The following is a 21,175-nucleotide window of genomic DNA, read 5'->3' on the forward strand; positions in this document are numbered from 1 at the left end:
CCGCATGAGTGACATCCTCGCAGACAGCTTAGACGGCGTAGAACGCCGGTCGCTGGCTGACTTCACCGAAAATGCCTACCTCAACTACTCCATGTACGTGATCATGGACCGTGCCTTGCCGCATATCGGCGACGGCCTGAAGCCGGTACAACGGCGCATCATCTACGCCATGAGTGAGTTGGGGCTGGACGCTGATTCCAAGCACAAGAAGTCGGCGCGTACCGTCGGCGACGTGCTCGGCAAGTTCCACCCGCACGGCGACTCGGCGTGCTACGAAGCCATGGTGCTGATGGCCCAGCCGTTCAGCTACCGCTACACGCTGGTGGACGGTCAGGGTAACTGGGGTGCGCCGGATGATCCCAAGTCCTTCGCGGCCATGCGATACACCGAAGCGCGCCTGTCGCGTTACTCCGAAGTGCTGCTCAGCGAGTTGGGCCAGGGCACCGCCAACTGGGGCCCGAACTTCGACGGCACCCTGGACGAACCCTTGGTGTTGCCGGCACGTTTGCCGAATATCCTGCTCAATGGCACCACCGGCATCGCGGTCGGCATGGCCACCGACGTGCCGCCGCACAACCTGCGTGAAGTCGCCACCGCCTGCGTACGCTTGCTGGATGAACCCAAGGCCACGGTCGAGCAGCTCTGCGAGCATATCCAGGGCCCGGACTACCCGACCGAAGCGGAAATCATCACACCGCGCGCCGACTTGCTGAAGATGTACGAAACCGGCAAGGGTTCGGTACGCATGCGCGCCGTGTACCACATCGAAGACGGCGACATTATTGTCACCGCGCTGCCGCACCAGGTGTCCGGCGCCAAGGTGCTGGAACAGATCGCCGCGCTGATGCAGGCCAAACCGTCGAAATTGCCGCAAGTCGCTGACCTGCGTGACGAGTCCGACCACGAGAACCCATGCCGCATCGTGATCATCCCGACCAACAGCCGGGTCGACCACGAAGTGCTGATGCAGCACCTGTTTGCCAGTACCGACCTGGAGTCGAGCTACCGGGTCAACGTCAACATCATCGGCCTGGACGGCAAGCCGCAGCTGAAGAACCTGCGCAACTTGCTGGTGGAGTGGCTGGAGTTCCGCATACAGACCGTGCGCCGCCGCCTGCAATTTCGCCTCGACAAGGTCGAGCGTCGCCTGCACCTGTTGGACGGCTTGCTGATTGCTTATCTCAACCTGGACGAAGTGATCCACATCATTCGTACCGCCGAGCACCCGAAAGCCGAACTGATCGCGCGTTTCGAGCTGAGCGAGATCCAGGCCGACTACATCCTCGACACCCGCCTGCGTCAGTTGGCGCGCCTGGAAGAGATGAAGTTGCGCGACGAGCAGGATGCACTGCTCAAGGAACAAGCCAAGCTGCAAGCGCTGTTGGGCAGCGAAGCCAAGCTCAAGAAGCTGGTGCGTAGCGAACTGATCAAAGATGCCGAAACCTATGGTGATGACCGTCGCTCGCCGATCGTAGAGCGCGCAGAAGCGAAAGCTCTGACAGAAACCGAGCTGTTGCCTAACGAGAAAATTACCGTCGTTCTGTCGGAAAAGGGTTGGGTTCGCTCTGCCAAAGGGCATGATATTGACGCTACCGGGCTCTCGTACAAGGCCGGTGATGGCTTCAAGACCGCGGCTGCCGGGCGTTCCAACCAATTTGCAGTGTTCATCGATTCCACCGGGCGCAGTTACTCGGTGCCGGCGCACACGTTGCCTTCAGCGCGTGGCCAGGGCGAGCCTCTGACCGGGCGACTCACACCGCCACCGGGGGCGAGTTTCGAATGCGTGCTGCTGCCGGACGATGATTCGCTGTACGTGATCGCTTCCGACGCGGGATACGGTTTTGTGGTCAAGGGTGAAGACCTGCAGGCCAAGAACAAGGCGGGCAAGGCGTTGTTGAGCTTGCCCAACAACGCCAAGGTGATCCTGCCGCGCACAGTGGAAGACCGCGAGAGCAACTGGCTGGCGTCGGTGACCACCGAAGGGCGTCTGCTGGTGTTCAAGATCAGTGACTTGCCGCAGCTGGGTAAAGGCAAGGGCAACAAGATTATTGGGATTCCCGGGGAGCGGGTGGCCAGTCGCGAAGAGTACGTGACCGACATTGCCGTGATCCCGGAAGGCTCTACCCTGGTGCTTCAGGCTGGCAAACGCACGCTGTCGCTACGTGCTGACGACCTGGAACATTACAAGGGTGAGCGTGGGCGGCGCGGTAACAAACTGCCGCGGGGCTTCCAGCGAGTGGATGCTTTGTTGGTCGAAACGCCGGTTTAAGGCGTATTAGAGCCCTCGATCTACGATTTAACGCGTAGATCGGCGCTTTCGCGCTGGAGTCATGGAGCATATTCACGGATGATATGGCCTTTCCAGCGCCGGCGTGGCCGAGCGTATTTAGGTTATTTTTAGTATTACATTGTGGTTCGCCTTGTGGCAGCCACCTGGATGGGATGATGACTGCTCCACGCCTTCCTTTATTTTTGATGCTCGCTGGCCTTTTGGGGCTGGCGGGTTGCAGCACGCACCAACCGGTGTCGCTGTACCAGCTGGACAGCGGAAGTCCAGCTCAGCCGGCGCAAACCGCTGGCATGGCCGTATTGCTTGGCCCGGTAGTCGTTGCCGATTACCTGCAACGCGAAACCCTGCTGCAACGTCAGAACGATGGCAGCCTGCAAGGTTCCACTGACGGCCGTTGGGCGGGCAGCTTGTCGTCCGACATCAACCAGCTGATGTTGCGCCAGGTGGCCGGTCATCTGGACAGTCAGCGTGTAGTGCTCGCGCCTGCGCCAACCGGCTTTACTCCGGATGTGCAGGTGTTGCTGACCATTACGCGGCTCGACTCGGGCGCCTCGCAGCCGGCCATCCTCGACGCGCAGTGGCGTCTGATCGACCGCCGTGGCCAGGTGCGCGACAACCGCATCGTGCATTTGCAGGAAGAACACAGCGGCACCACCGCGTCCCAGGTCCAGGCCCAGGGCGTGTTGTTGCAGCATCTGGCGCAGCAGTTGTCGGTGGCGCTCAAGCCATTGGCCAACCAGCCGCCGATTGCCGAGGCACCGCGCAAGCAAGCCCCGGCTCAGGCCAAGCCCGCAGCGCCGGAAAAGCCGAAGATGCCGATGGCTACGCCGATTCGTACGGACATGGAAGTGTTCAGGTTCTGATCTGAATCGCAGACAAACAAAAGGCCCGCTTATTCAGCGGGCCTTTTTGTTTGTCTGCGATTCGAGCCATGCTGAAGATCAACTGTGGGAGCGGGCTTGCCCGCGAATGCGTTGGATCAGTCGATAAGTCTGGCGACTGACACACCGCCTTCGCGAGCAAACCCGCACCCACACAAGCCCACTGCTCTCAGTGGGCTTGGCGGTGTTCCTCAGGACTTGGTACGGGTCTCATGCATCCGCGCCAACTGCCGCTCCAGCATCGACGGATACGGCTCCATCAAGCGTTCCACACAGCTGGCGCCTTCAGGGCTGGCAATCGGGCGGATACGCGCGCGTTGGCGAATCAGCGTGTCTTCGCTGATCTTGCGCTCCACCAGCAGCAGGTTGCGGCTGTGTTGCGACAAGGCCAGCGCATCCTGGGCGATTTCAGTCAGCAGCAGGTCGATCTGGCTCATGCCAAACAGATCATCGCCCACGGTCAAACCAAGCTGCAGTTGCAAGGTGATGCCGCTGTCGGCCACTTCGATCTGCAGAGCATGGCCCAGTGCGCGCAACAACTCGCCGCAGCAAATAGCGTTGGTCAGGTAATCTTCGCCGCTGTCTTCGCTGTGGAACAGCATCAGCGTGCTGCCGTCGTTCAGGGTGTGCAGCTCGCTCTGATACAGCGAGGCGGCCTGGTCCAGGCAGTCGCGGTAGCGTTCCAGCAATTCCGTCAGGCGGGCGCGGGGCAGGCGGCGCAGTTGGTCCTGGGCGCCCAGTTGCACGGCCAATACGGCGCTGTGCTGAGGCTCGGCGTTCTTCACCGGTTCAGGCTTAGGCGCAACCGCCGGGGTGGCGGCCGAGGTATCGCGCAGGTCGGAGAACGGGTCTTCATCATCCAGTTCATCTTCCTCAGCCTTGATGACCTGGCGGGGCGCGGGCTTGAGGCCTGCCACCGGGGCACTTTCGTCAAAGCCCGGATCACGCAGGTCGCGCACTTCAAACTCGGGTTCGTCGTCGTAATCGGTATCGTCGTACTCGGGCTCGGGTTCGACCTCGGGCACTACCGGTTCTGGAGCGAAGCTGGCGTGAAGCTGGCGGGCGAGGTCGCCGATTTCATCCTGGCGATCGGTGGCCGGGGTGTGTTCGTCAATATCGCGCAGCCAGATGCGCAGCTGCATCAGCGGCGTGGAGATATGCCGGCCCAGGCGCAAGCTCAAGGCCAAGGCCAATGCCAACAGAATCGCACTGAGAATGCCCATGCTTTGCAGGCTGATGGTCATCGGCTGCTGGAATTGCTGCATGTCCAGGCTGATGCGCAGTTGGCCGGCCTTCACATCCTGAAACGTGATGTTGCTCGAATACAAACCTTCGGCTTCACCCAGCAGGCCGTTTTTCGGGCGTTGCCCGGCTTCGGCCATGATCCGGTTGTCCACGCTGTAGATCGCGGCGTGGGCCACCAGCGGGTTCTTGGTCAGGTTGTTGAGCAGCACGTTGAGGCTGAGGATGTCGTTGGACACCAGCAGCTCAGTCGCCGACGTGGCGGTCTGAGTGGTCAGGCTCTCGCCCAGGGCGTCGGCTTGCTCGTGCATGGCCTGCTTGAACTGCAAGCCCATCACGCAGGCATAGATCACCAGGGCCAGAGCGACCAGGATCACGTTATGGCTGGCGATGCGTAATGCGATCGGTACACGGCGGTGGCGCAGTGCCCGGAAGATCAGCAGGAAGAAGTTATCGGTTTTTACTGGCGTAGGCCGGTTCACTTGAGCTCGGCTCTTTAGTCCGTGAAGTTGACGCGCAGTATAGCGACAGGCCTGGGACCGGCAAAGCGCTGGCTGTGCCCGATGGTCACTGAAAGTGGGTAGAATGCGGTTTTTTTCCAGCCTGGGGGTGCGCTTTGCGCGAAATTGTCCTGATAAACATCACAGGTGTTGACCGACCGGGTCTCACCGCAGCCATTACCGGTGTGCTGGCCCAGGGTGGTGTGAACATTCTCGACATCGGCCAGGCGGTGATCCACGACACCCTGTCGTTCGGCATCCTCGTGGAAATCCCGAGTACCGAACAGGCTTCGTCGGTGCTCAAGGACATCCTGTTTACGGCGTATAAGCTCGATCAGCAGGTGCGTTTCACCCCGGTCTCCGAAGCCGACTACCAGCACTGGGTCGACGGCCAGGGCAAAAAACGCCACATCGTGACGCTGCTGACTCGCAAGGTCACCGCCGAGCAGTTGCAGCGCGTCAGCTCGATTACTGCCCAGTACGGGCTGAATATTGATCATATCGACCGTCTGTCGGGTCGCATGCCGCTCGATACGCCAGCCGACAAGGGCAAGGGCTGCATCGAGTTTTCCGTGCGCGGCGAACCGGCGGATCCACAGGCGCTGCGCGCCGAGTTTTTGAGCGTGGCTCAGGAGCTGAATGTCGACATCGCCTTCCAGGAAGACTCGCTGTTCCGCCGTAACCGCCGCCTGGCGGTGTTCGACATGGACTCCACGCTGATTGAAGCCGAAGTCATCGACGAGTTGGCCAAGGCTGCCGGTGTGGGCGAGCAAGTGTCTGAAATCACCGAGCGCGCCATGGCCGGTGAGCTGGATTTCCGTGCCAGCTTCAAGGAGCGCCTGGCGCTGCTCAAAGGCCTGGATGTGGGTGTGCTGGACTCGATCGGCGCCTCGCTGCGCCTGACCGAAGGCGCCGAAACCTTGTTCGCCGAACTCAAGCGCCTGGGCTACAAAACTGCGATTCTATCGGGCGGCTTTACCTACTTCGCCAAGCAACTGCAGGCCAAGCTGGGCATCGACTATGTGTTCGCCAACGAGCTGGAAGTGGTGGATGGCAAGGTGACGGGCGTGGCGGTGGAGCCGATTGTCGACGCGCAGCGCAAGGCGGATCTGCTGAGGGAATTGGCCCATAAGGAAGGTTTGCGTCTGGAACAGACCATTGCGGTCGGTGACGGCGCCAATGACTTGCCGATGCTGGCGATTGCCGGCTTGGGTGTGGCGTTCCGCGCCAAGCCGCTGGTCAAGCAATCGGCCAAGCAGGCGATCTCGACGTTGGGGTTGGATGGCGTGTTGTACCTGCTGGGCTTGCGCGACCGCGACGGTCAGTTGTAACTGGCAAAACCTAGTTAAAAATGTGGGAGGGGGCTTGCCCCCGATTGCGATGAGTCAGTCACCAGATGAGTTGACTGAAAAACAGCTATCGGGGGCAAGCCCCCTCCCACATGGGGTTCGGTGTCAGGCTTTAGGAGCGGCGATGCCTTGGCCCATCTGCACCGGCGTACCCGCCACCAGTTCTTCAGCCCACTTAACCTGATCCGGCCCGAACAGCACAATTGCAGTCGAACCCAGCTTGAAGCGGCCCAGCTCCGCGCCTTTCTCCAAGTGAATCGGTGCGCGTGCAGCCTCGTCGTAGCGGAAGGTTTTCAGCTCGCGTTTTGGCGGCGTCACCAGCCCGGCCCATACGGTTTCAATCGACGCGACGATCATCGCACCTACCAACACTACAGCCATCGGGCCGCGTTCGGTGTCGAACAGGCAGACAACACGTTCATTACGGGCAAACAGCTCAGGCACGTTTTCGGCGGTGGTCTGGTTGACCGAGAAAATCCGCCCCGGCACGTAGACCATCTCGCGAAGCGTACCGGCCAGCGGCATATGCACGCGGTGGTAGTCCTTTGGCGACAGATAAATAGTGGCGAAATCACCGCCCATAAACGGTGCAGCCAATGCTGCATCGCCGCCCAGCAATTCCAGCACGCTGAAGCTGTGGCCCTTGGCCTGGAACACACGGCCGTGTTCGATTGGGCCAAGCTGGCTGACGGCGCCGTCGGCCGGGCTGAGTACCGCGCCTGGGGTTTGATCCAGCGGGCGCGCGCCGTCTTTCAAGGCGCGGGTGAAGAAGGCGTTGAAATGCTCGTAGGCGGTCAAGTCTTCAACCAGGGCTTGGGACATGTCCACCTGGTAGCGCTTGGCGAACCAGGCGGTGAAGGCGTTCTTGAACCAGCGCACGCGGCACTCGGCGATGCAGCCGGCCAGTCGCGAGAGCAAGTGGTGCGGCAGCAAGTACTGGCTGAGGATAAACAACTGCTTTTTCATTAACTGTCCTTAAACCTTAAATCTCAACGGGGGTGTCGGGGTGGTTGCCCCATTCGCCCCAGGAACCGGCATAACCTTTGACTCGCGGATAACCGAGCGCCTTGGCCACCAGGTAGGTGAAGCCAGAGCGGTGGTGAGTCTGGCAGTGGGTGATGATTTCTTTGTCTTTGGTCAACCCGAGGTCTTCGAGGATCTGCGGCATGTCGCGACGGATGCGCAGGTTGCGCGCCTTATCCATGCCGGCGGTCCATTCGAAGTTCACGGCGCCGGGGATGTGTCCGCCCTTGGCGGCGAGCACTTTCTCGCCGGAATATTCCAGCGGGCCGCGGGCATCCCAGATACCCAGGTCGGCCGCGCCGAGTCGGCTTTGCAAGTATTCGCGAGTGGCCGTGGGGCCGTCATGCAGCGTGAGGCTGACAGGGCCGCCGACGGGGGCGGGCACTTCGGTGGAAACTGGGTATTTCTCTTCCAGCCAGGCCAGCAGGCCGCCGTCCAGGTAGTGGTATTTCTGGTGGCCGATCACGTCGAGCATCCAGATGAAGCGCCCGGCCCAGCCGCCGCCTTCGTCGTCGTAGACCACGTAGGTGGCATCCGGGGTGTGGCCCAGTTCGCCGAACAGTTTTTCGAGGTCGGCCTTGGGCGGCAGCAAACCGGGTGCGGGCGCCTGGCCCAGTTGGGTGCGCTTGGGGTCAACGAAATGCGCACCGGGGATATGCCCTTCGGCGTAGCGGGCGGCACTGGTGAGGTCCACCAGAATCAGGTGTTCGGCATCCAGTTGACCGAGCAGGTCGCTGGACTCGATCACCAGCGGCAAGCCAGAGAAGTCAGGCATGTGAGGTCTCCTGGGCACAATTGTTGGCGATAAAAGAGGGCGATTGTAGCGCAAGCATCAAGCGCTGCGGTTGGTAAAGCTGTGCAGCGCTTTCTCGATGCATTGAGCGGTTTTGCCGAAGGCCTGCACGGTGGTTTCCGAGAACGGCCCGCCGCCCTGATCGGCGACCATCAGCATCACGACCTTGCCGTTGCAGCTCAAGGAACGCAGCAACAGGTGTTCGCCATTGAACAGGCGGCGCAGGATCGGCGGCAGCAAGGCTGAGAACTGTGCGTGATTGTCTGGCGTGAGGCGTACCTGGGCAGACTTTTCCAGCAGGCGCTGCAGCAGCGTGCTGTTGACCACATCCAGGCTCAGGTTCGCCGCGTCCTTGGGCAAGCCGTCGGCCTGGTGCACGCGCAAGGTGCTCAAGGCGCGGTCCGCCATGAACAACAAGACGCGCTGCATGCCACTGGCGACCAAGGCTTCTCGGGCACAGGTGGTCAGGTGCATGGCATTGGCAAAACGGCTCGGTTCGACCAGCAGCTCGGTGCAACGCTTGCGCCACACGGCGAGTGCTTCGGCAGTGGGCGGCGGCGCCGGCAACAGGCCGCGATGGATCTTCTGCACATGCCACGGCCAGATCAGCGACAACGCCGGGTGCCAGAGGTCAGGCATCAAGGTCGTGCGTGCGCTGGTCACCGCTTGCTGGTGAACCTGCTGCTGCACGTCACTCAGCGGCTCTTGCAGGTACAGCGCGGTGAGGTACTGCCAGCGCTCGGTGTGCGGGCAGGTCCAGGATTCCTGCGCCGACATCGCCAGGCCGTTGGCCAGCAGCACAGTGTTGGCCGGCTGGTTCAGCCAGCGGCGCAGGTTGGGTTCGGCGTCGAGCAATTGCTGTTGGCGCAGCGCGTCGTCTTCACGGGCGATGTGCAGCGCCTTGACCAGCAAGCGCTGTTCGGTCAGCAGCAGGCTGTAGCCTTGGGAGACCCAGATCGGCAGGTGCCAGGCTTCGGTCAAGCCGCGGCACAAGTCCAGCAGGCGCACGCCGAACAATGCCTGTTCGACCTTGTGTGCCGACTGGCCTTTGTGGATCACCCGCAGTTCCCATTCTTCCAGAAGCTTGGGGTAGGCGACGGCCATCGGCCACAGCGGCGACAGAAACAGCAGGCTGCCCCAATGAATGTCTTGCCACAACCGCGCGAGGCGGCTGGCGAACAAACCGTTGGCTTGCTGGGAAGCGTGCTGGCTCACCAGCAGCAGTTGGCGCAGGGCCACCGGAATGTCTTTTTCCGGCACCGAGGGCAGGCGCGCCAACAACTCCTCGGCGCGTTTGAGGCCGAGGCGGTTGAGCGCCACTTCGAGGTTTTCCGCCGGCCCTGACAGGCTGCCATGGGCCTGGCCGTTCGCCTCGCGCATCACGCTGAGCACCAGCGCCGGGCTGTGTTGCATCAGCTCGGCAATATCCCGTAAAGAACTACGGCTATCGCGGATGGCCTTGCACACGCGTTCGTGACTAGCCTGAGGAACAGGCAGCAGCACATCGTCCAGGCGCTTTATCCAAGCCGCGAGGGTAGTGGGTTTTGTCGTTGGAGCTGTCGTTTCATTAGCCATGATTGGGGCGCGATCATCACTTGCGTTCTACACGCCCGGAACGGGCCGAATTGGCTTTTCGCCTTAACGGGCTATAGTCTGGCGCAGTTTTGCCGATAAGTAGAACAAGAGTTTTCAGCTTCACCCAATATGTCCATGAACCCGACGGCGCAAGTACCAATCTCCTATGGCTAAAATTATCGGCATCATCGTCGTCATCGCAAGTGTGCTCGGTGGGTACGTCCTGTCCCACGGTAAAATTGCCGCGCTGATCCAGCCCTTCGAAGTGTTGATCATCGGCGGTGCCGCGTTTGGCGCATTCCTGCAGGCCAACCCCGGCTACATGACCATGCACGTGATCAAGAAGTCGCTGGGCATGTTCAGCTCGCGCTTTTCCCACACCTTTTATTTGGAAGTGCTGGGGTTGATTTACGAGATCCTCAACAAGAGTCGTCGCGAAGGCATGATGGCCATCGAGGGCGACATCGAAGACGCCGCCGCCAGCCCGATTTTCGCCAAGTACCCGGCGGTGCTCAAAGATGAGCGCATGACCGCCTACATCTGCGATTACCTGCGCATCATGTCCTCCGGCAACATGGCGCCGCACGAGTTGGAAGGCCTGTTCGACATGGAGCTGTTCAGCCTTAAGGAAGAGCTGGAGCATCCGTCCCACGCCGTGACCGGCGTTGCCGACGGCATGCCCGGTTTCGGTATCGTCGCGGCGGTACTCGGCATCGTGGTGACCATGGCTTCCCTGGGCGAAGGCGACCAGAAGGCCATCGGCATGCACGTGGGCGCGGCCCTGGTGGGTACCTTCTTCGGTATTCTCGCCGCTTACGGCTTCTTCGGCCCACTGGCCACTTCCCTGGCGCACGATGCCAAGGAAGAAGTGAATTTGTACGAAGCGATCAAGGCCTGCCTGGTGGCTTCGGCGTCCGGCATGCCGCCATCGCTGGCAGTGGAGTTCGGGCGCAAGGTGCTGTACCCGAAACATCGCCCAAGTTTTGCCGAGCTGGAACAAGCGGTTCGCGGTCGCTAAGTCATGGAAAACAACCAGCCGATAATCATCAAGCGCGTCAAGCGCTTCGCTGCGGGGCACCATGGCGGCGCCTGGAAAATCGCCTTCGCCGACTTTGCCACGGCGATGATGGCGTTCTTCCTGGTGCTGTGGCTGATGTCCACCGCCACGCCCGAACAGAAGATCGCCATCGCCGGTTACTTCAAAGACCCGATTGGCTTTTCGGAAAGCGGCACACCGTTTGTGATTGACCTGGGCGGCTCGCCGCAGCTGGCGCCTGAGCGCACCATCAACCCGGAGGTCAAGACCGAAGCGCCCCAGGAAAAAATCCCGATCGAGCGCGACACCGTCGAATCGATGGCCGAGCAGGTCGAGCAGGAACGCCTGGAGTTGTTGCTGCAGGAACTGCAGACCAAGGTTGAAGAGAACCCGCAGTTGCTGAAGTTCAAGGATCAGATTTCTTTCGAGATCACGCCGGAAGGCTTACGCATCCAGATCACCGACGCCGCCAACCGGCCGATGTTCGACTCCGGCAGCGCGCGCCTGAAACCGTACTTTGAAGACATCCTGCTGGCCATGGCTGACACCATCAAGGCGGTGCCGAACAAGATCAGCATCAGCGGCCACACCGACGCCAAGCCGTATGCGGGCCAGGGTGACTTCGGCAACTGGGAACTCTCGGCCAACCGCGCCAACGCCGCCCGCCGTGCGCTGGTAGCGGGCAGCTACCCGGACCCGCAAGTGGCGCGCGTAGTGGGTTTTGCGTCGTCGCAGCTGTTTGATCCTAAAGACCCGTTCAACCCGATCAACCGTCGGATTGATATTGTCGTGCTGACCAAAAAGGCCCAGCGTGCGATCGAAGGCGATCAGGGCGCAGCGCCGGCGGCACCGGCCCAAGGCGAGGGCGCACCGGGCGAAGTGCCGGCCGACCCGAACGCGATTCCGCCAGGGCAGGAGCCGCTGCCGGCCCACGAGCTGCGGCAGAAGCTGAACCTGTTTGATGATGGTGGGGTGAAAGATCCTACGGCGCCTGGGTCGTAACAGAGCGATTGTGGCGAGCGGGCTTGCCCCGCGTTGGGCTGCGCAGCAGCCCCAGCACACTCACTGCACCTTGTCAGACAAACCGAGGGTGTAGGTTTTGGGCTGCTTCGCAGCCCAACGCGGGCCGAGCCCGCTCGCCACAACAAGCGGGCTCGCCACAACGGGTCAGTAACTGCTCTCGGGCAAGCTCGCAATAATCGACCGATAGCTGTTCATGCGCTGCTGCTGTACGCGACCATCTTCCAGCGCCTTGAGCAGTGCACAGCCCGGCTCGCGGTCGTGTTTGCAGTCGCGGAAGCGGCAGGTGCCGATCAGGTCGTTGAACTCGATGAAACCCGCTTCCACATCGGCACGGCTGACGTGGCCGAGGCCGAATTCACGGATGCCTGGGGAGTCGATCAGTTCGCCGCCGCCGGGGAAGTGGAACAACCGCGCGGTGGTGGTGGTGTGGGTGCCCTGGCCGGACAGCTCCGACAGCGGGCCCACGCGTGTGTCGACTTCTGGCAGCAAGCTGTTGACCAGCGACGACTTGCCCACGCCCGACTGGCCGACGAACACACTGATGCGCCCGTCCAACTGCTGTTGCAGCTGTTCCATGCCATTGCCGTGATGCGCCGAGACTTCCAGCACCGGGTAACCCAGCGTGCGGTAGACCGCCAGCAGCGCGTTGAGCGCCGGGGCGTTTTGCTCGTCGATCAAGTCGAATTTGTTCAGCAGCAACAGCGGGCGAATGCCGGCATGCTCGGCCGCGACCAGGTAACGGTCGATCAGATTGGCATGCGGCTCGGGCAGCGGCGCGAACACGATCACGATCATGTCGACGTTGGCGGCCACCGGCTTGAGCTGGCCGCGGCTGTCAGGGCGACGCAATTCAGTAGTGCGGGGCAACTGGGCGACGATCACGCCGATCCCCTGGTTGCCGGCGCGCCACACGACCTTGTCGCCGGTCACCAGCGCAGGCAGGTTGGCGCGCAAGTGGCAGCGGGAAACAGAGCCTGCGAGTTCGCCTTCCAGCGCCTCGACTTCGACCTGCACACCAAAGTGCGCGATCACCAGGCCCGTCTGTTCGGGGCCCAGGTCGCCGCCCTCGAGCGCCTCTACGGCGGAGGATTCACGTTTGGCGGCGCGCGCTGCGCGTTCACCTTGGATCTTTTCGATGCGCCAGTTTTGGCGACGATTGAGCTGGCGTTTGGCCATGGGTGTTCCGTGTCGATAATGCAAAAGTTAGGTAAAACGGTCGCGAGTCTAGCACGCCCCTGCCTGCTAAACTGCGCAGCTACGCCAAGGTGCCAAGAGAATCAAGCCATGCAAAACCCACAGAACCTGATTTGGATCGATCTGGAAATGACCGGTCTGAACCCCGACACCGACGTCATCATCGAGATGGCGACGATTGTCACCGACAGCAATCTCAACACCTTGGCCGAAGGTCCGGTGATCGCCATTCACCACAGCGACGCCGTACTCGCCACCATGGATGAATGGAACACGCGCACCCACGGCAACTCCGGCCTGACCCAGCGCGTGCGAGACAGCCGCATCAGCATGCGCGACGCCGAAGCTGAAACCATCGCCTTCCTGGAAAAATGGGTGCCCAAGGGCAAGTCGCCCATCTGCGGCAACAGCATCTGCCAGGACCGCCGCTTCCTTTATACGCACATGAAAGCGCTGGAAAGCTACTTCCACTACCGCAACCTGGATGTGTCGACGCTCAAAGAGCTGGCCGCGCGCTGGGCGCCGGAAGTCAAAGACAGCTTCCATAAAGGCAGCACGCATTTGGCGCTGGATGACATTCGTGAGTCGATTGCTGAGCTGCAGCATTACCGTAAGCATTTCATCAAGGCTTGAATCTGTGGCGCCTAGCCCGGCGCCATCGCAGGCAAGCCAGCACCCACATTTTGATGTGTGAATACATTCAAGTGTGGGAGCTGGCTTGCCTGCGATGCTGTTGACGCGGTCTTTCGCCTGGCGCCCCCTTTTGGTGCCATCACCAAATGATTAGACTGCGCGCCTCATTGCAAGGATCGCCATCATGCTGTTGATGCTCTACCTCATCGCCATCACCGCCGAAGCCATGACCGGCGCGCTGTCCGCCGGGCGGCGTGGCATGGACTGGTTTGGGGTGGTGCTGATTGCTTGCGTCACGGCATTGGGCGGTGGTTCGGTGCGCGATGTGTTGCTTGGGCATTACCCGTTGACCTGGGTCAAACACCCGGAATACCTGGTGCTGACCTCCATCGCTGCCTTGGTGACGATCTTTATTGCTCCGTTGATGCGCCACCTGCGTTCACTGTTCCTGGCGCTGGACGCCGTGGGCCTGGTGGCGTTCACCTTGATCGGCTGCATGACCGCCCTGGAAATGGGCCACGGCATGTTGGTGGCGTCGGTCAGCGGCGTGATCACTGGCGTATTCGGCGGCATCCTGCGGGATATTTTCTGCAACGACATCCCGCTGATCTTCCGCCGCGAGCTGTACGCCAGCGTGTCGTTCCTTGCCGCCTGGTTCTACATGCTCTGCCTTTATCTGCAGTTGCCCAGCGAGCAAGCGATTCTGCTGACCTTGTTCAGCGGCTTTCTGTTGCGCCTGCTGGCCATCCGTTTTCACTGGGAAATGCCCAAGTTCGTCTACAACGACGACGTGCACTAGCGCGTAGCGTGCTGGTTGAGCGCCCACTCGACGTGTTCGCGCACCAAGTCCGAAGGGTAATCCCGGCGCGCCTTCAAGGCTTCAAGCACTGGAATGCTCGACGGCGCATTGCCCAGGCCCACGGCCAGGTTGCGCAGCCAGCGCTCGTAGCCGGCGCGGCGTAGTGGCGAGCCTTCGGTGCTGCTGAGGAATTTATCCTCGTCCCACATAAACAGTTCGGCCAGCTCGGCGTTATCCAGATTGTGCCGAGGCTTGAAATCGCCTTCGGTGGTAGGTCGGGCGAAACGATTCCACGGGCAAACGATCTGACAGTCATCGCAACCGAACACGCGGTTGCCGATCAGCGGGCGCAGGTCTTCTGGAATCGAGCTTTTGAGCTCGATGGTGAGGTAGGAAATGCAGCGTCGTGCGTCCAGTACATAGGGACCGACAAACGCGTTGGTGGGGCAGATATCCAGGCAAGCAGTGCAGCGGCCGCAGTGCTCGGTGGTGTGAGGCGGATCTACCGGCAGTGGCAAATCGACAAACAGCTCGCTGAGGAAGAAATAGCTGCCGGCCTTGCGATTGAGCACCAGGGTGTTTTTGCCGATCCAGCCGAGACCGGCCTGCTCGGCGATGGCTTTTTCCAGCACCGGCGCGCTGTCGACAAACGCGCGAAAGCCAAACGGGCCGATCTGGGCCTGAATGCGATCGGCCAGTTGCTGCACGCGCTTGCGGATCAGCTTGTGGTAGTCGCGGCCGAGGGCGTAACGGGATATGTAGGCTTTTTCTGGCTTGGCCAGCAACTGCGCCATTTGGGTGTCGCCTGGCAGATAATCCATGCGCAGCGAGACCACGCGCAGCGTGCCCGGCACCAGTTCATCGGGGTGCGAGCGCTTGCTGCCATGGGCGCCCATGTAGTCCATCTCGCCGTGGTAGCCCGCGTCGAGCCAGCGCTGCAGGTGCTGTTCATGCTCGGCCAGGTCCAGGCCGCTGATGCCGACTTGTTGAAAGCCCAGCTCGCGGCTCCAGTCTTTGATCGATTGGGCAAGGGCGGGCAAATCGGTGGTGATGGCAGGCATGAGACAAGGGAAACCGCAGGTGAGATAGGTATAATTCTGCCAGACATCGGAGCTTGAAGACGCATGCCGCAGACAAAACACGCAATAACCGACGTACAGCCGCTGTTGCACGGCCATTTGCCGCAACTGGCTGCACGCTCCCCGGATGCCCATAAAGGCCAGTTCGGTCACCTGCTGGTCATCGGCGGCGACCACGGCTTTGGCGGCGCCGCGCTGCTCAGCGCCGAAAGCGCCTTGCGCAGCGGCGCGGGCATGGTCTCGCTGGCCACCCGCCCTGAGCACGTCCCCGCCGCACTGGCGCGCCTGCCGGAAGTCATGACGGTTGGCGTGAGTTCGGCCAATCAGTTGATGGGGCTGCTGGAAAAAATTTCGGTGATTGTTATCGGTCCAGGCCTCGCAGAGGCGTCCTGGGGCAAAAGCCTGTTATCCGTCGCCGCCAACGCCAAACAGGCGCAAGTCTGGGATGCGGACGCCTTGAATCAACTGGCTACCGGCAGCGTCAGCCTGCCGGCCAACTCGGTGATCACGCCACATCCTGGCGAAGCAGCGCGCTTGATGGGCATGAAGACAGCCCAGGTTCAGGCCGATCGCCTTAAGGTGGCGCGCGCGTTGAGCCAGAAATTCAATGCAGTGGCTATTCTCAAGGGTGCTGGCAGTTTGATTGCCAGCCCGGACGGGCGTGTTTCGCGCTGTGACCAGGGCCACCCGGCGATGGCCACGGCGGGCCTGGGCGATGTGCTGAGTGGCCTGGTCGGCGCGTTGCTGGCCCAGGGCATGCCGGCTTATGAAGCCAGCTGCCTGGCGGTGTGGTTGCACGCCACGGCGGGGGATCGCCAGGGCACTTTCGGTCGCGGGCTGGCTGCCAGCGACCTGATACCTGCCATTCGTCAATTGCTGGAGGAGCAGTCACCGTGTCTGAAGTAACGCTTTTTCTGAGCGATGAAGACGCCATGGTTGCGTTCGGAAATCGCATTGCCCAAGTCACGAACGGCGCGGGGCTGATCTTTCTCGAAGGCGACCTGGGGGCGGGCAAGACCACGCTGTCACGCGGCATTATTCGCGGGTTGGGCCACACGGGCGCGGTAAAAAGCCCGACGTTCACCCTGGTCGAACCCTACGAGATCGGTAGGGTTCGCGCCTTCCATTTCGACCTGTATCGTCTGGTCGATCCGGAAGAACTGGAATACATGGGTATCCGTGATTACTTCGACGAAGACGCTTTGTGCCTGATCGAGTGGCCAGATAAAGGCACAGGCTTTTTGCCAAAGCCGGACCTGACCATTACCATTACGCCGCATGACCACGGACGTCAGCTGAAGTTGTTGCCCCAGAGCGCGCGCGGTGAGTCGTGGTGCGCCGCTCTGGCACTGGAATTCAAATAAAATTGGTGGGGTTAGGTATGCGCTTTCGCGCGATGGTTGCTGTCGTAGGGGTGTTGCTTGCGGCAATGACTTTCAATGCTCTGGCTGCTTCACAGGTGAAAAGTGTTCGCCTGTGGCGAGCGCCGGATAACACGCGACTGGTGTTTGACCTGTCTGGCCCGGTCCAGCACAGCGTCTTTACCCTCACGGCGCCTGATCGCCTGGTGATCGACATCAACGGTGCGACCCTGGCCGCGCCGTTGAAAGTCTCCACCGCCAACACGCCGATTACCTCGATGCGCTCTGCGCAGCGCACGCCAACCGACCTGCGAGTGGTGATCGACCTGAAAAAGGCGGTGACCCCGAAAAGCTTTGTGCTGGCGCCGAACGCCCAATATGGCAACCGCTTGGTGGTCGATCTGTTCGACAATGCCGCCGATGCCGCGCCGCCGCCTGCGCCGACGCCAAGCGTGGCGACTGTGCCGGCCGTGCCGGTCAATCCATCGCAGCCTCAGGTCAAGCTGCCACCGCCGCCGCCCGCGCCTGCGGGTAAGCGCGACATTATTGTGGTGATCGACGCCGGTCACGGCGGTGAAGACCCGGGCGCCTCCGGCTCGCGCGGCCAGCATGAAAAAGACGTGGTGCTGGCCATCGCCCGTGAACTGCAACGTCAGGTCAGTGGCATGAAAGGCTATCGCGCCGAGCTGACCCGTACCGGCGACTACTTCATTCCTTTACGTGGCCGTACCGAAATCGCTCGCAAGAAGGGCGCCGACCTGTTCGTGTCGATCCACGCCGACGCCGCGCCATCGGCCGCTGCCTTCGGCGCTTCGGTGTTTGCCCTGTCGGATCGCGGCGCCACGTCCGAGACCGCGCGCTGGCTGGCGGACAGCGAAAACCGTTCCGACTTGATCGGCGGGGCCGGCAACGTGTCCCTCGACGACAAAGACAAAATGCTCGCCGGCGTACTGCTCGACCTGTCGATGACCGCCTCGCTGACCTCCAGCTTGAACGTCGGCCAGAAGGTCCTGAGCAACATCGGTCGCGTGACCTCGCTGCACAAGCAGCGCGTGGAGCAGGCCGGGTTCATGGTGTTGAAGTCGCCGGACATTCCGTCGATCCTGGTCGAAACCGGGTTTATCTCCAACTCCAACGAAGCCTCGAAGCTGGCCAGCGCCAGCCACCAGCAGGCGTTGGCGCGCTCGATCAGCGCCGGCATTCGCCAGTTCTTCCAGCAGAACCCGCCGCCGGGCACCTACATTGCCTGGCTGCGTGACTCCGGGAAAATCGCCCAGGGCCCACGTGACCATCGCGTGCAGCCTGGCGACACCCTGGCGATGCTGGCCGTGCGTTTTCAGGTGTCGGCCGCTACCTTGCGCAGCGCCAATAACCTGAAGACCGACGAGTTGAAAGTCGGCCAGGTGTTAACCATCCCTGGCACCGAATTGGCGGCGCAGTAATGAGCGAATCAGTCTTGAACAGTGGCTCGCGCATCGAGCTGCTCAGCCCGCGCCTGGCCAACCAGATTGCCGCGGGCGAGGTGGTTGAGCGCCCGGCGTCAGTGATCAAGGAGCTGCTGGAAAACAGCATCGACTCCGGCGCCAAGCGCATTGATGTCGACGTGGAACAGGGCGGCGTCAAGCTGCTGCGCGTGCGCGATGACGGCAGTGGCATCTCTTCCGAAGACCTGCCGCTGGCCCTGGCGCGTCACGCCACCAGCAAGATTCGCGACCTGGAAGACCTTGAACGGGTGATGAGCCTGGGTTTTCGCGGTGAGGCGCTGGCGTCTATCAGCTCGGTGGCGCGCCTGACCCTGACTTCGCGCACCCGCAGCGCCGAGCAGGCCTGGCAAGTGGAAACCGAAGGCCGCGACATGGCGCCCAGGGTCCAGCCGGCGGCGCACCCGGTGGGCACTTCGGTGGAAGTGCGCGACCTGTTCTTCAATACCCCGGCGCGGCGCAAATTCCTCAAGGCCGAAAAAACCGAATTCGATCACCTGCAAGAAGTCATCAAGCGCCTGGCCTTGGCGCGTTTCGACGTGGCGTTTCACTTGCGCCATAACGGCAAGACCATCCTCAGCCTGCACGAAGCCCATGACGACGCGGCGCGCGCTCGGCGTGTGTCGGCAATCTGCGGCGCGGGTTTCCTGGAGCAGGCGCTGCCGATCGAGATCGAACGCAATGGCTTGCGGCTGTGGGGCTGGGTGGGTTTGCCAACCTTTTCCCGTAGTCAGGCGGACTTGCAGTATTTTTTCGTGAATGGCCGCGCGGTGCGCGACAAGCTGGTGGCTCACGCGGTGCGTCAGGCCTACCGCGACGTGCTGTTCAACGGGCGGCATCCTACGTTTGTTCTGTTTTTTGAGGTCGATCCGTCGGTGGTCGACGTCAACGTGCACCCGACCAAACACGAAGTGCGCTTCCGTGACGGGCGCATGGTGCATGACTTCCTTTATGGCACCTTGCACCGCGCCCTGGGCGATGTGCGCCCGGATGATCAGCTGTCTGCGCCGATCGTGACGGCCGTTGTGCGGCCGAGCGGCCCGGAAGCCGGCGAGTTCGGCCCCCAGGGCGAAATGAGCCTGGCGGCCAACCTGCTGCAATCGCCACAGCCTCAGCCTGCTTACACGGCGCCGGGTTCCGGGTCGGGCGCGGGTTATCAGTATCAATACACGCCGCGTCCGCAGTCGGCAGTGCCGGTGGCAGAAGCCCAGGCGGCCTATCGCGAGTTTTTCGCGCCGCTGCCGGGGGCCGAGCCCACTGCTGTCGCGTTGCCAGAAGGTGGCGGTGATATCCCGCCGCTGGGCTATGCGCTGGCGCAACTCAAGGGCATCTACATTCTGGCGGAAAACGCCCACGGCCTGGTGCTGGTGGACATGCACGCCGCCCATGAGCGGATCATGTACGAGCGCTTGAAGATCGCCATGGCCAGCGAAGGCCTCAGCGGCCAGCCATTGCTGGTGCCCGAATCCCTGGCCGTCAGCCAGCGTGAAGCCGATTGCGCTGAGGAGCACCACAGCGTGTTCCAGAAACTGGGGTTCGAGTTGCAGCGCCTGGGCCCGGAAACCCTGGCGATCCGCCAGATTCCTGCGCTGCTCAAACAAGCTGAAGCTAACCGTCTGGTCGCCGACGTACTCGCGGACCTGATGGAATACGGCACCAGTGACCGCATCCAGGCACACATCAACGAACTGCTCGGCACCATGGCCTGCCACGGCGCGATCCGCGCCAACCGCCGGCTGGCCTTGCCAGAAATGAACGGTTTGCTGCGCGACATGGAAAACACCGAGCGCAGCGGCCAATGCAACCACGGCCGACCGACCTGGACCCAGATGGGCCTGGACGATCTGGACAAACTGTTCTTGCGCGGCCGTTGATGAGCGCCTTACCCCCCGCAATCTTCCTGATGGGCCCCACGGCTGCCGGCAAGACTGACCTGGCCATCGAGCTGACCAAGGTGTTGCCGTGCGAGCTGATCAGTGTCGACTCTGCCCTGGTTTACCGGGACATGGACATCGGCACGGCCAAGCCTTCAAAAGCGCTGCTGGCCGAGTATCCGCATAAGCTGATCGACATTATCGACCCGGCCGAGAGCTATTCCGCGGCAGATTTTCGCACCGATGCCTTGGCCGCCATGGCCGAAATCACCGCGCGGGGCAATATCCCGTTGCTGGTGGGCGGCACGATGCTCTACTACAAGGCGTTGCAGGAAGGTCTGGCGGATATGCCGCCGGCCGACGCGCAGGTTCGCGCCGAACTCGAGGAAGAGGCTGCACGCCTTGGCTGGCAAGCCCTGCACGACCAATTGGCGGCGGTTGACCCGGTGTCGGCGGCGCGCATTCATCCCAATGACCCGCAGCGACTCACTCGCGCCCTGGAAGTCTGGCGGGTCAGCGGCCAGACAATGACTGAACATCGGCTGAAACAAACTGCGCAAAGTGCTGACGCAGGCGCGTCTGGACAGGCAGTATTACCCTATACTGTGGCGAATCTGGCCATTGCTCCGGCAAATCGTCAGGTGCTGCATGAACGAATTGCACAAAGATTCACAATTATGTTGGAACAGGGGTTTGTGGATGAGGTCGTAGCACTGCGTTCCCGAGGTGACCTGCATGCTGGGTTGCCGTCGATACGTGCTGTTGGCTACCGCCAAGTCTGGGATCATCTGGATGGCAAGCTGACGTCAGCCGAAATGCAGGAGCGCGGCATCATTGCCACGCGCCAATTGGCGAAACGCCAGTTCACCTGGTTGCGCAGCTGGAGCGATTTGCACTGGCTGGACAGCCTGGACAGCGACAATCTGTCACGCGCCTTGAAATACTTGGGAACGGTCTCCATATTGAGCTGAGTCCTTGCAATTGCCGTCTATCCTTGGGGGTGTGACGGCCATAAGCTATCTATTTTCCGAATTTTATTATT

General features: G+C 61.7%; 18 protein-coding genes. 12 read left to right on the forward strand and 6 right to left on the reverse strand.

What is annotated here, in order from left to right; all coding sequences use genetic code 11:
- The first annotated feature begins 4 nt into the window (after positions 1–4).
- Both parC and AB5I78_RS03000 read left to right on the forward strand, forming a co-directional pair.
- Positions 5–2,269, forward strand: a complete 2,265-nt coding sequence (parC, locus tag AB5I78_RS02995) for a DNA topoisomerase IV subunit A (protein WP_106577610.1) — start codon at positions 5–7, stop codon at positions 2,267–2,269.
- 176 nt (positions 2,270–2,445) lie between these two features.
- Positions 2,446–3,153: a membrane integrity-associated transporter subunit PqiC gene (locus tag AB5I78_RS03000; RefSeq protein WP_145160133.1), complete on the forward strand. Its 708-nt coding sequence runs from the start codon at positions 2,446–2,448 to the stop codon at positions 3,151–3,153.
- 209 nt (positions 3,154–3,362) lie between these two features.
- Here the strand turns inward: AB5I78_RS03000 and AB5I78_RS03005 are convergent, their stop codons facing one another.
- Positions 3,363–4,895: an AhpA/YtjB family protein gene (locus tag AB5I78_RS03005; protein ID WP_369301576.1), complete on the reverse strand. Its 1,533-nt coding sequence runs from the start codon at positions 4,893–4,895 to the stop codon at positions 3,363–3,365.
- 134 nt (positions 4,896–5,029) lie between these two features.
- Between AB5I78_RS03005 and serB the strand changes: the two genes are divergently transcribed.
- The gene (gene serB / locus AB5I78_RS03010; protein WP_145160137.1) at positions 5,030–6,244 is read left to right on the forward strand and encodes a phosphoserine phosphatase SerB; all 1,215 of its coding nucleotides are present in this window, start codon (positions 5,030–5,032) and stop codon (positions 6,242–6,244) included.
- A gap of 123 nt (positions 6,245–6,367) precedes the next feature.
- On the opposite strand, the gene asd is transcribed toward serB, so the two are convergent.
- Genes asd through AB5I78_RS03025 form a run of 3 tightly spaced genes read right to left on the reverse strand, consistent with a single transcriptional unit; the run spans position 6,368 to position 9,653 of the window.
- Positions 6,368–7,228 (reverse strand): archaetidylserine decarboxylase, encoded by an 861-nt coding sequence (asd, locus tag AB5I78_RS03015; protein ID WP_106577614.1) that lies wholly within the window; start codon positions 7,226–7,228, stop codon positions 6,368–6,370.
- A 16-nt stretch (positions 7,229–7,244) separates the two neighbouring features.
- Positions 7,245–8,060, reverse strand: coding sequence for a rhodanese-like domain-containing protein (locus AB5I78_RS03020; protein ID WP_242198946.1), 816 nt, complete (start codon positions 8,058–8,060; stop codon positions 7,245–7,247).
- A gap of 57 nt (positions 8,061–8,117) precedes the next feature.
- On the reverse strand, positions 8,118–9,653 hold the full coding sequence (locus AB5I78_RS03025) for an HDOD domain-containing protein (RefSeq protein ID WP_369301574.1): 1,536 nt from the start codon (positions 9,651–9,653) through the stop codon (positions 8,118–8,120).
- A gap of 166 nt (positions 9,654–9,819) precedes the next feature.
- Between AB5I78_RS03025 and motA the strand changes: the two genes are divergently transcribed.
- Together motA and motB are read left to right on the forward strand one after the other, a co-directional pair.
- A complete protein-coding gene (gene motA / locus AB5I78_RS03030; RefSeq protein WP_017138472.1) occupies positions 9,820–10,671 on the forward strand; it encodes a flagellar motor stator protein MotA in 852 nt (283 codons plus the stop codon).
- A 3-nt stretch (positions 10,672–10,674) separates the two neighbouring features.
- Positions 10,675–11,691 (forward strand): flagellar motor protein MotB, encoded by a 1,017-nt coding sequence (motB, locus tag AB5I78_RS03035; RefSeq protein WP_262209708.1) that lies wholly within the window; start codon positions 10,675–10,677, stop codon positions 11,689–11,691.
- A 165-nt stretch (positions 11,692–11,856) separates the two neighbouring features.
- Here the strand turns inward: motB and rsgA are convergent, their stop codons facing one another.
- Positions 11,857–12,888, reverse strand: a complete 1,032-nt coding sequence (gene rsgA / locus AB5I78_RS03040; RefSeq protein ID WP_262208748.1) for a small ribosomal subunit biogenesis GTPase RsgA — start codon at positions 12,886–12,888, stop codon at positions 11,857–11,859.
- Between the two features lie 108 nt (positions 12,889–12,996).
- Between rsgA and orn the strand changes: the two genes are divergently transcribed.
- Together orn and AB5I78_RS03050 are read left to right on the forward strand one after the other, a co-directional pair.
- Complete coding sequence (gene orn / locus AB5I78_RS03045) at positions 12,997–13,539, forward strand: oligoribonuclease (protein ID WP_124416282.1); 543 nt, start codon at positions 12,997–12,999, stop codon at positions 13,537–13,539.
- Between the two features lie 181 nt (positions 13,540–13,720).
- Positions 13,721–14,338, forward strand: coding sequence for a trimeric intracellular cation channel family protein (locus AB5I78_RS03050; protein ID WP_177410090.1), 618 nt, complete (start codon positions 13,721–13,723; stop codon positions 14,336–14,338).
- Here the strand turns inward: AB5I78_RS03050 and queG are convergent.
- A complete protein-coding gene (gene queG / locus AB5I78_RS03055; protein WP_369301573.1) occupies positions 14,335–15,399 on the reverse strand; it encodes a tRNA epoxyqueuosine(34) reductase QueG in 1,065 nt (354 codons plus the stop codon). The two genes, AB5I78_RS03050 and queG, sit on opposite strands and share 4 nt — an antisense overlap.
- Before the next feature lie 63 nt (positions 15,400–15,462).
- On the opposite strand from queG, the gene AB5I78_RS03060 reads away from it, so the two are divergent.
- Genes AB5I78_RS03060 through miaA form a run of 5 tightly spaced genes read left to right on the forward strand, consistent with a single transcriptional unit; the run spans position 15,463 to position 21,104 of the window.
- Positions 15,463–16,323: an NAD(P)H-hydrate dehydratase gene (locus tag AB5I78_RS03060; protein ID WP_369301572.1), complete on the forward strand. Its 861-nt coding sequence runs from the start codon at positions 15,463–15,465 to the stop codon at positions 16,321–16,323.
- Positions 16,311–16,781 carry a tRNA (adenosine(37)-N6)-threonylcarbamoyltransferase complex ATPase subunit type 1 TsaE gene (gene tsaE / locus AB5I78_RS03065; protein WP_369301570.1) on the forward strand — a complete coding sequence of 157 codons (471 nt, stop codon included), beginning with the start codon at positions 16,311–16,313 and terminating at the stop codon, positions 16,779–16,781. The genes AB5I78_RS03060 and tsaE overlap by 13 nt, the downstream gene beginning before the upstream one ends.
- Before the next feature lie 17 nt (positions 16,782–16,798).
- Positions 16,799–18,220 (forward strand): N-acetylmuramoyl-L-alanine amidase, encoded by a 1,422-nt coding sequence (locus tag AB5I78_RS03070; RefSeq protein WP_106577622.1) that lies wholly within the window; start codon positions 16,799–16,801, stop codon positions 18,218–18,220.
- Positions 18,220–20,133 carry a DNA mismatch repair endonuclease MutL gene (gene mutL, locus AB5I78_RS03075; RefSeq protein ID WP_145160159.1) on the forward strand — a complete coding sequence of 638 codons (1,914 nt, stop codon included), beginning with the start codon at positions 18,220–18,222 and terminating at the stop codon, positions 20,131–20,133. Before AB5I78_RS03070 ends, mutL begins: the two co-directional genes overlap by 1 nt.
- Positions 20,133–21,104, forward strand: coding sequence for a tRNA (adenosine(37)-N6)-dimethylallyltransferase MiaA (gene miaA / locus AB5I78_RS03080; protein ID WP_145160161.1), 972 nt, complete (start codon positions 20,133–20,135; stop codon positions 21,102–21,104). The genes mutL and miaA overlap by 1 nt, the downstream gene beginning before the upstream one ends.
- Positions 21,105–21,175 lie beyond the last annotated feature (71 nt).

Origin of the sequence: Pseudomonas sp. N2-3-1-14, assembly GCF_041228395.1 — a bacterium.
Lineage (GTDB): Bacteria > Pseudomonadota > Gammaproteobacteria > Pseudomonadales > Pseudomonadaceae > Aquipseudomonas.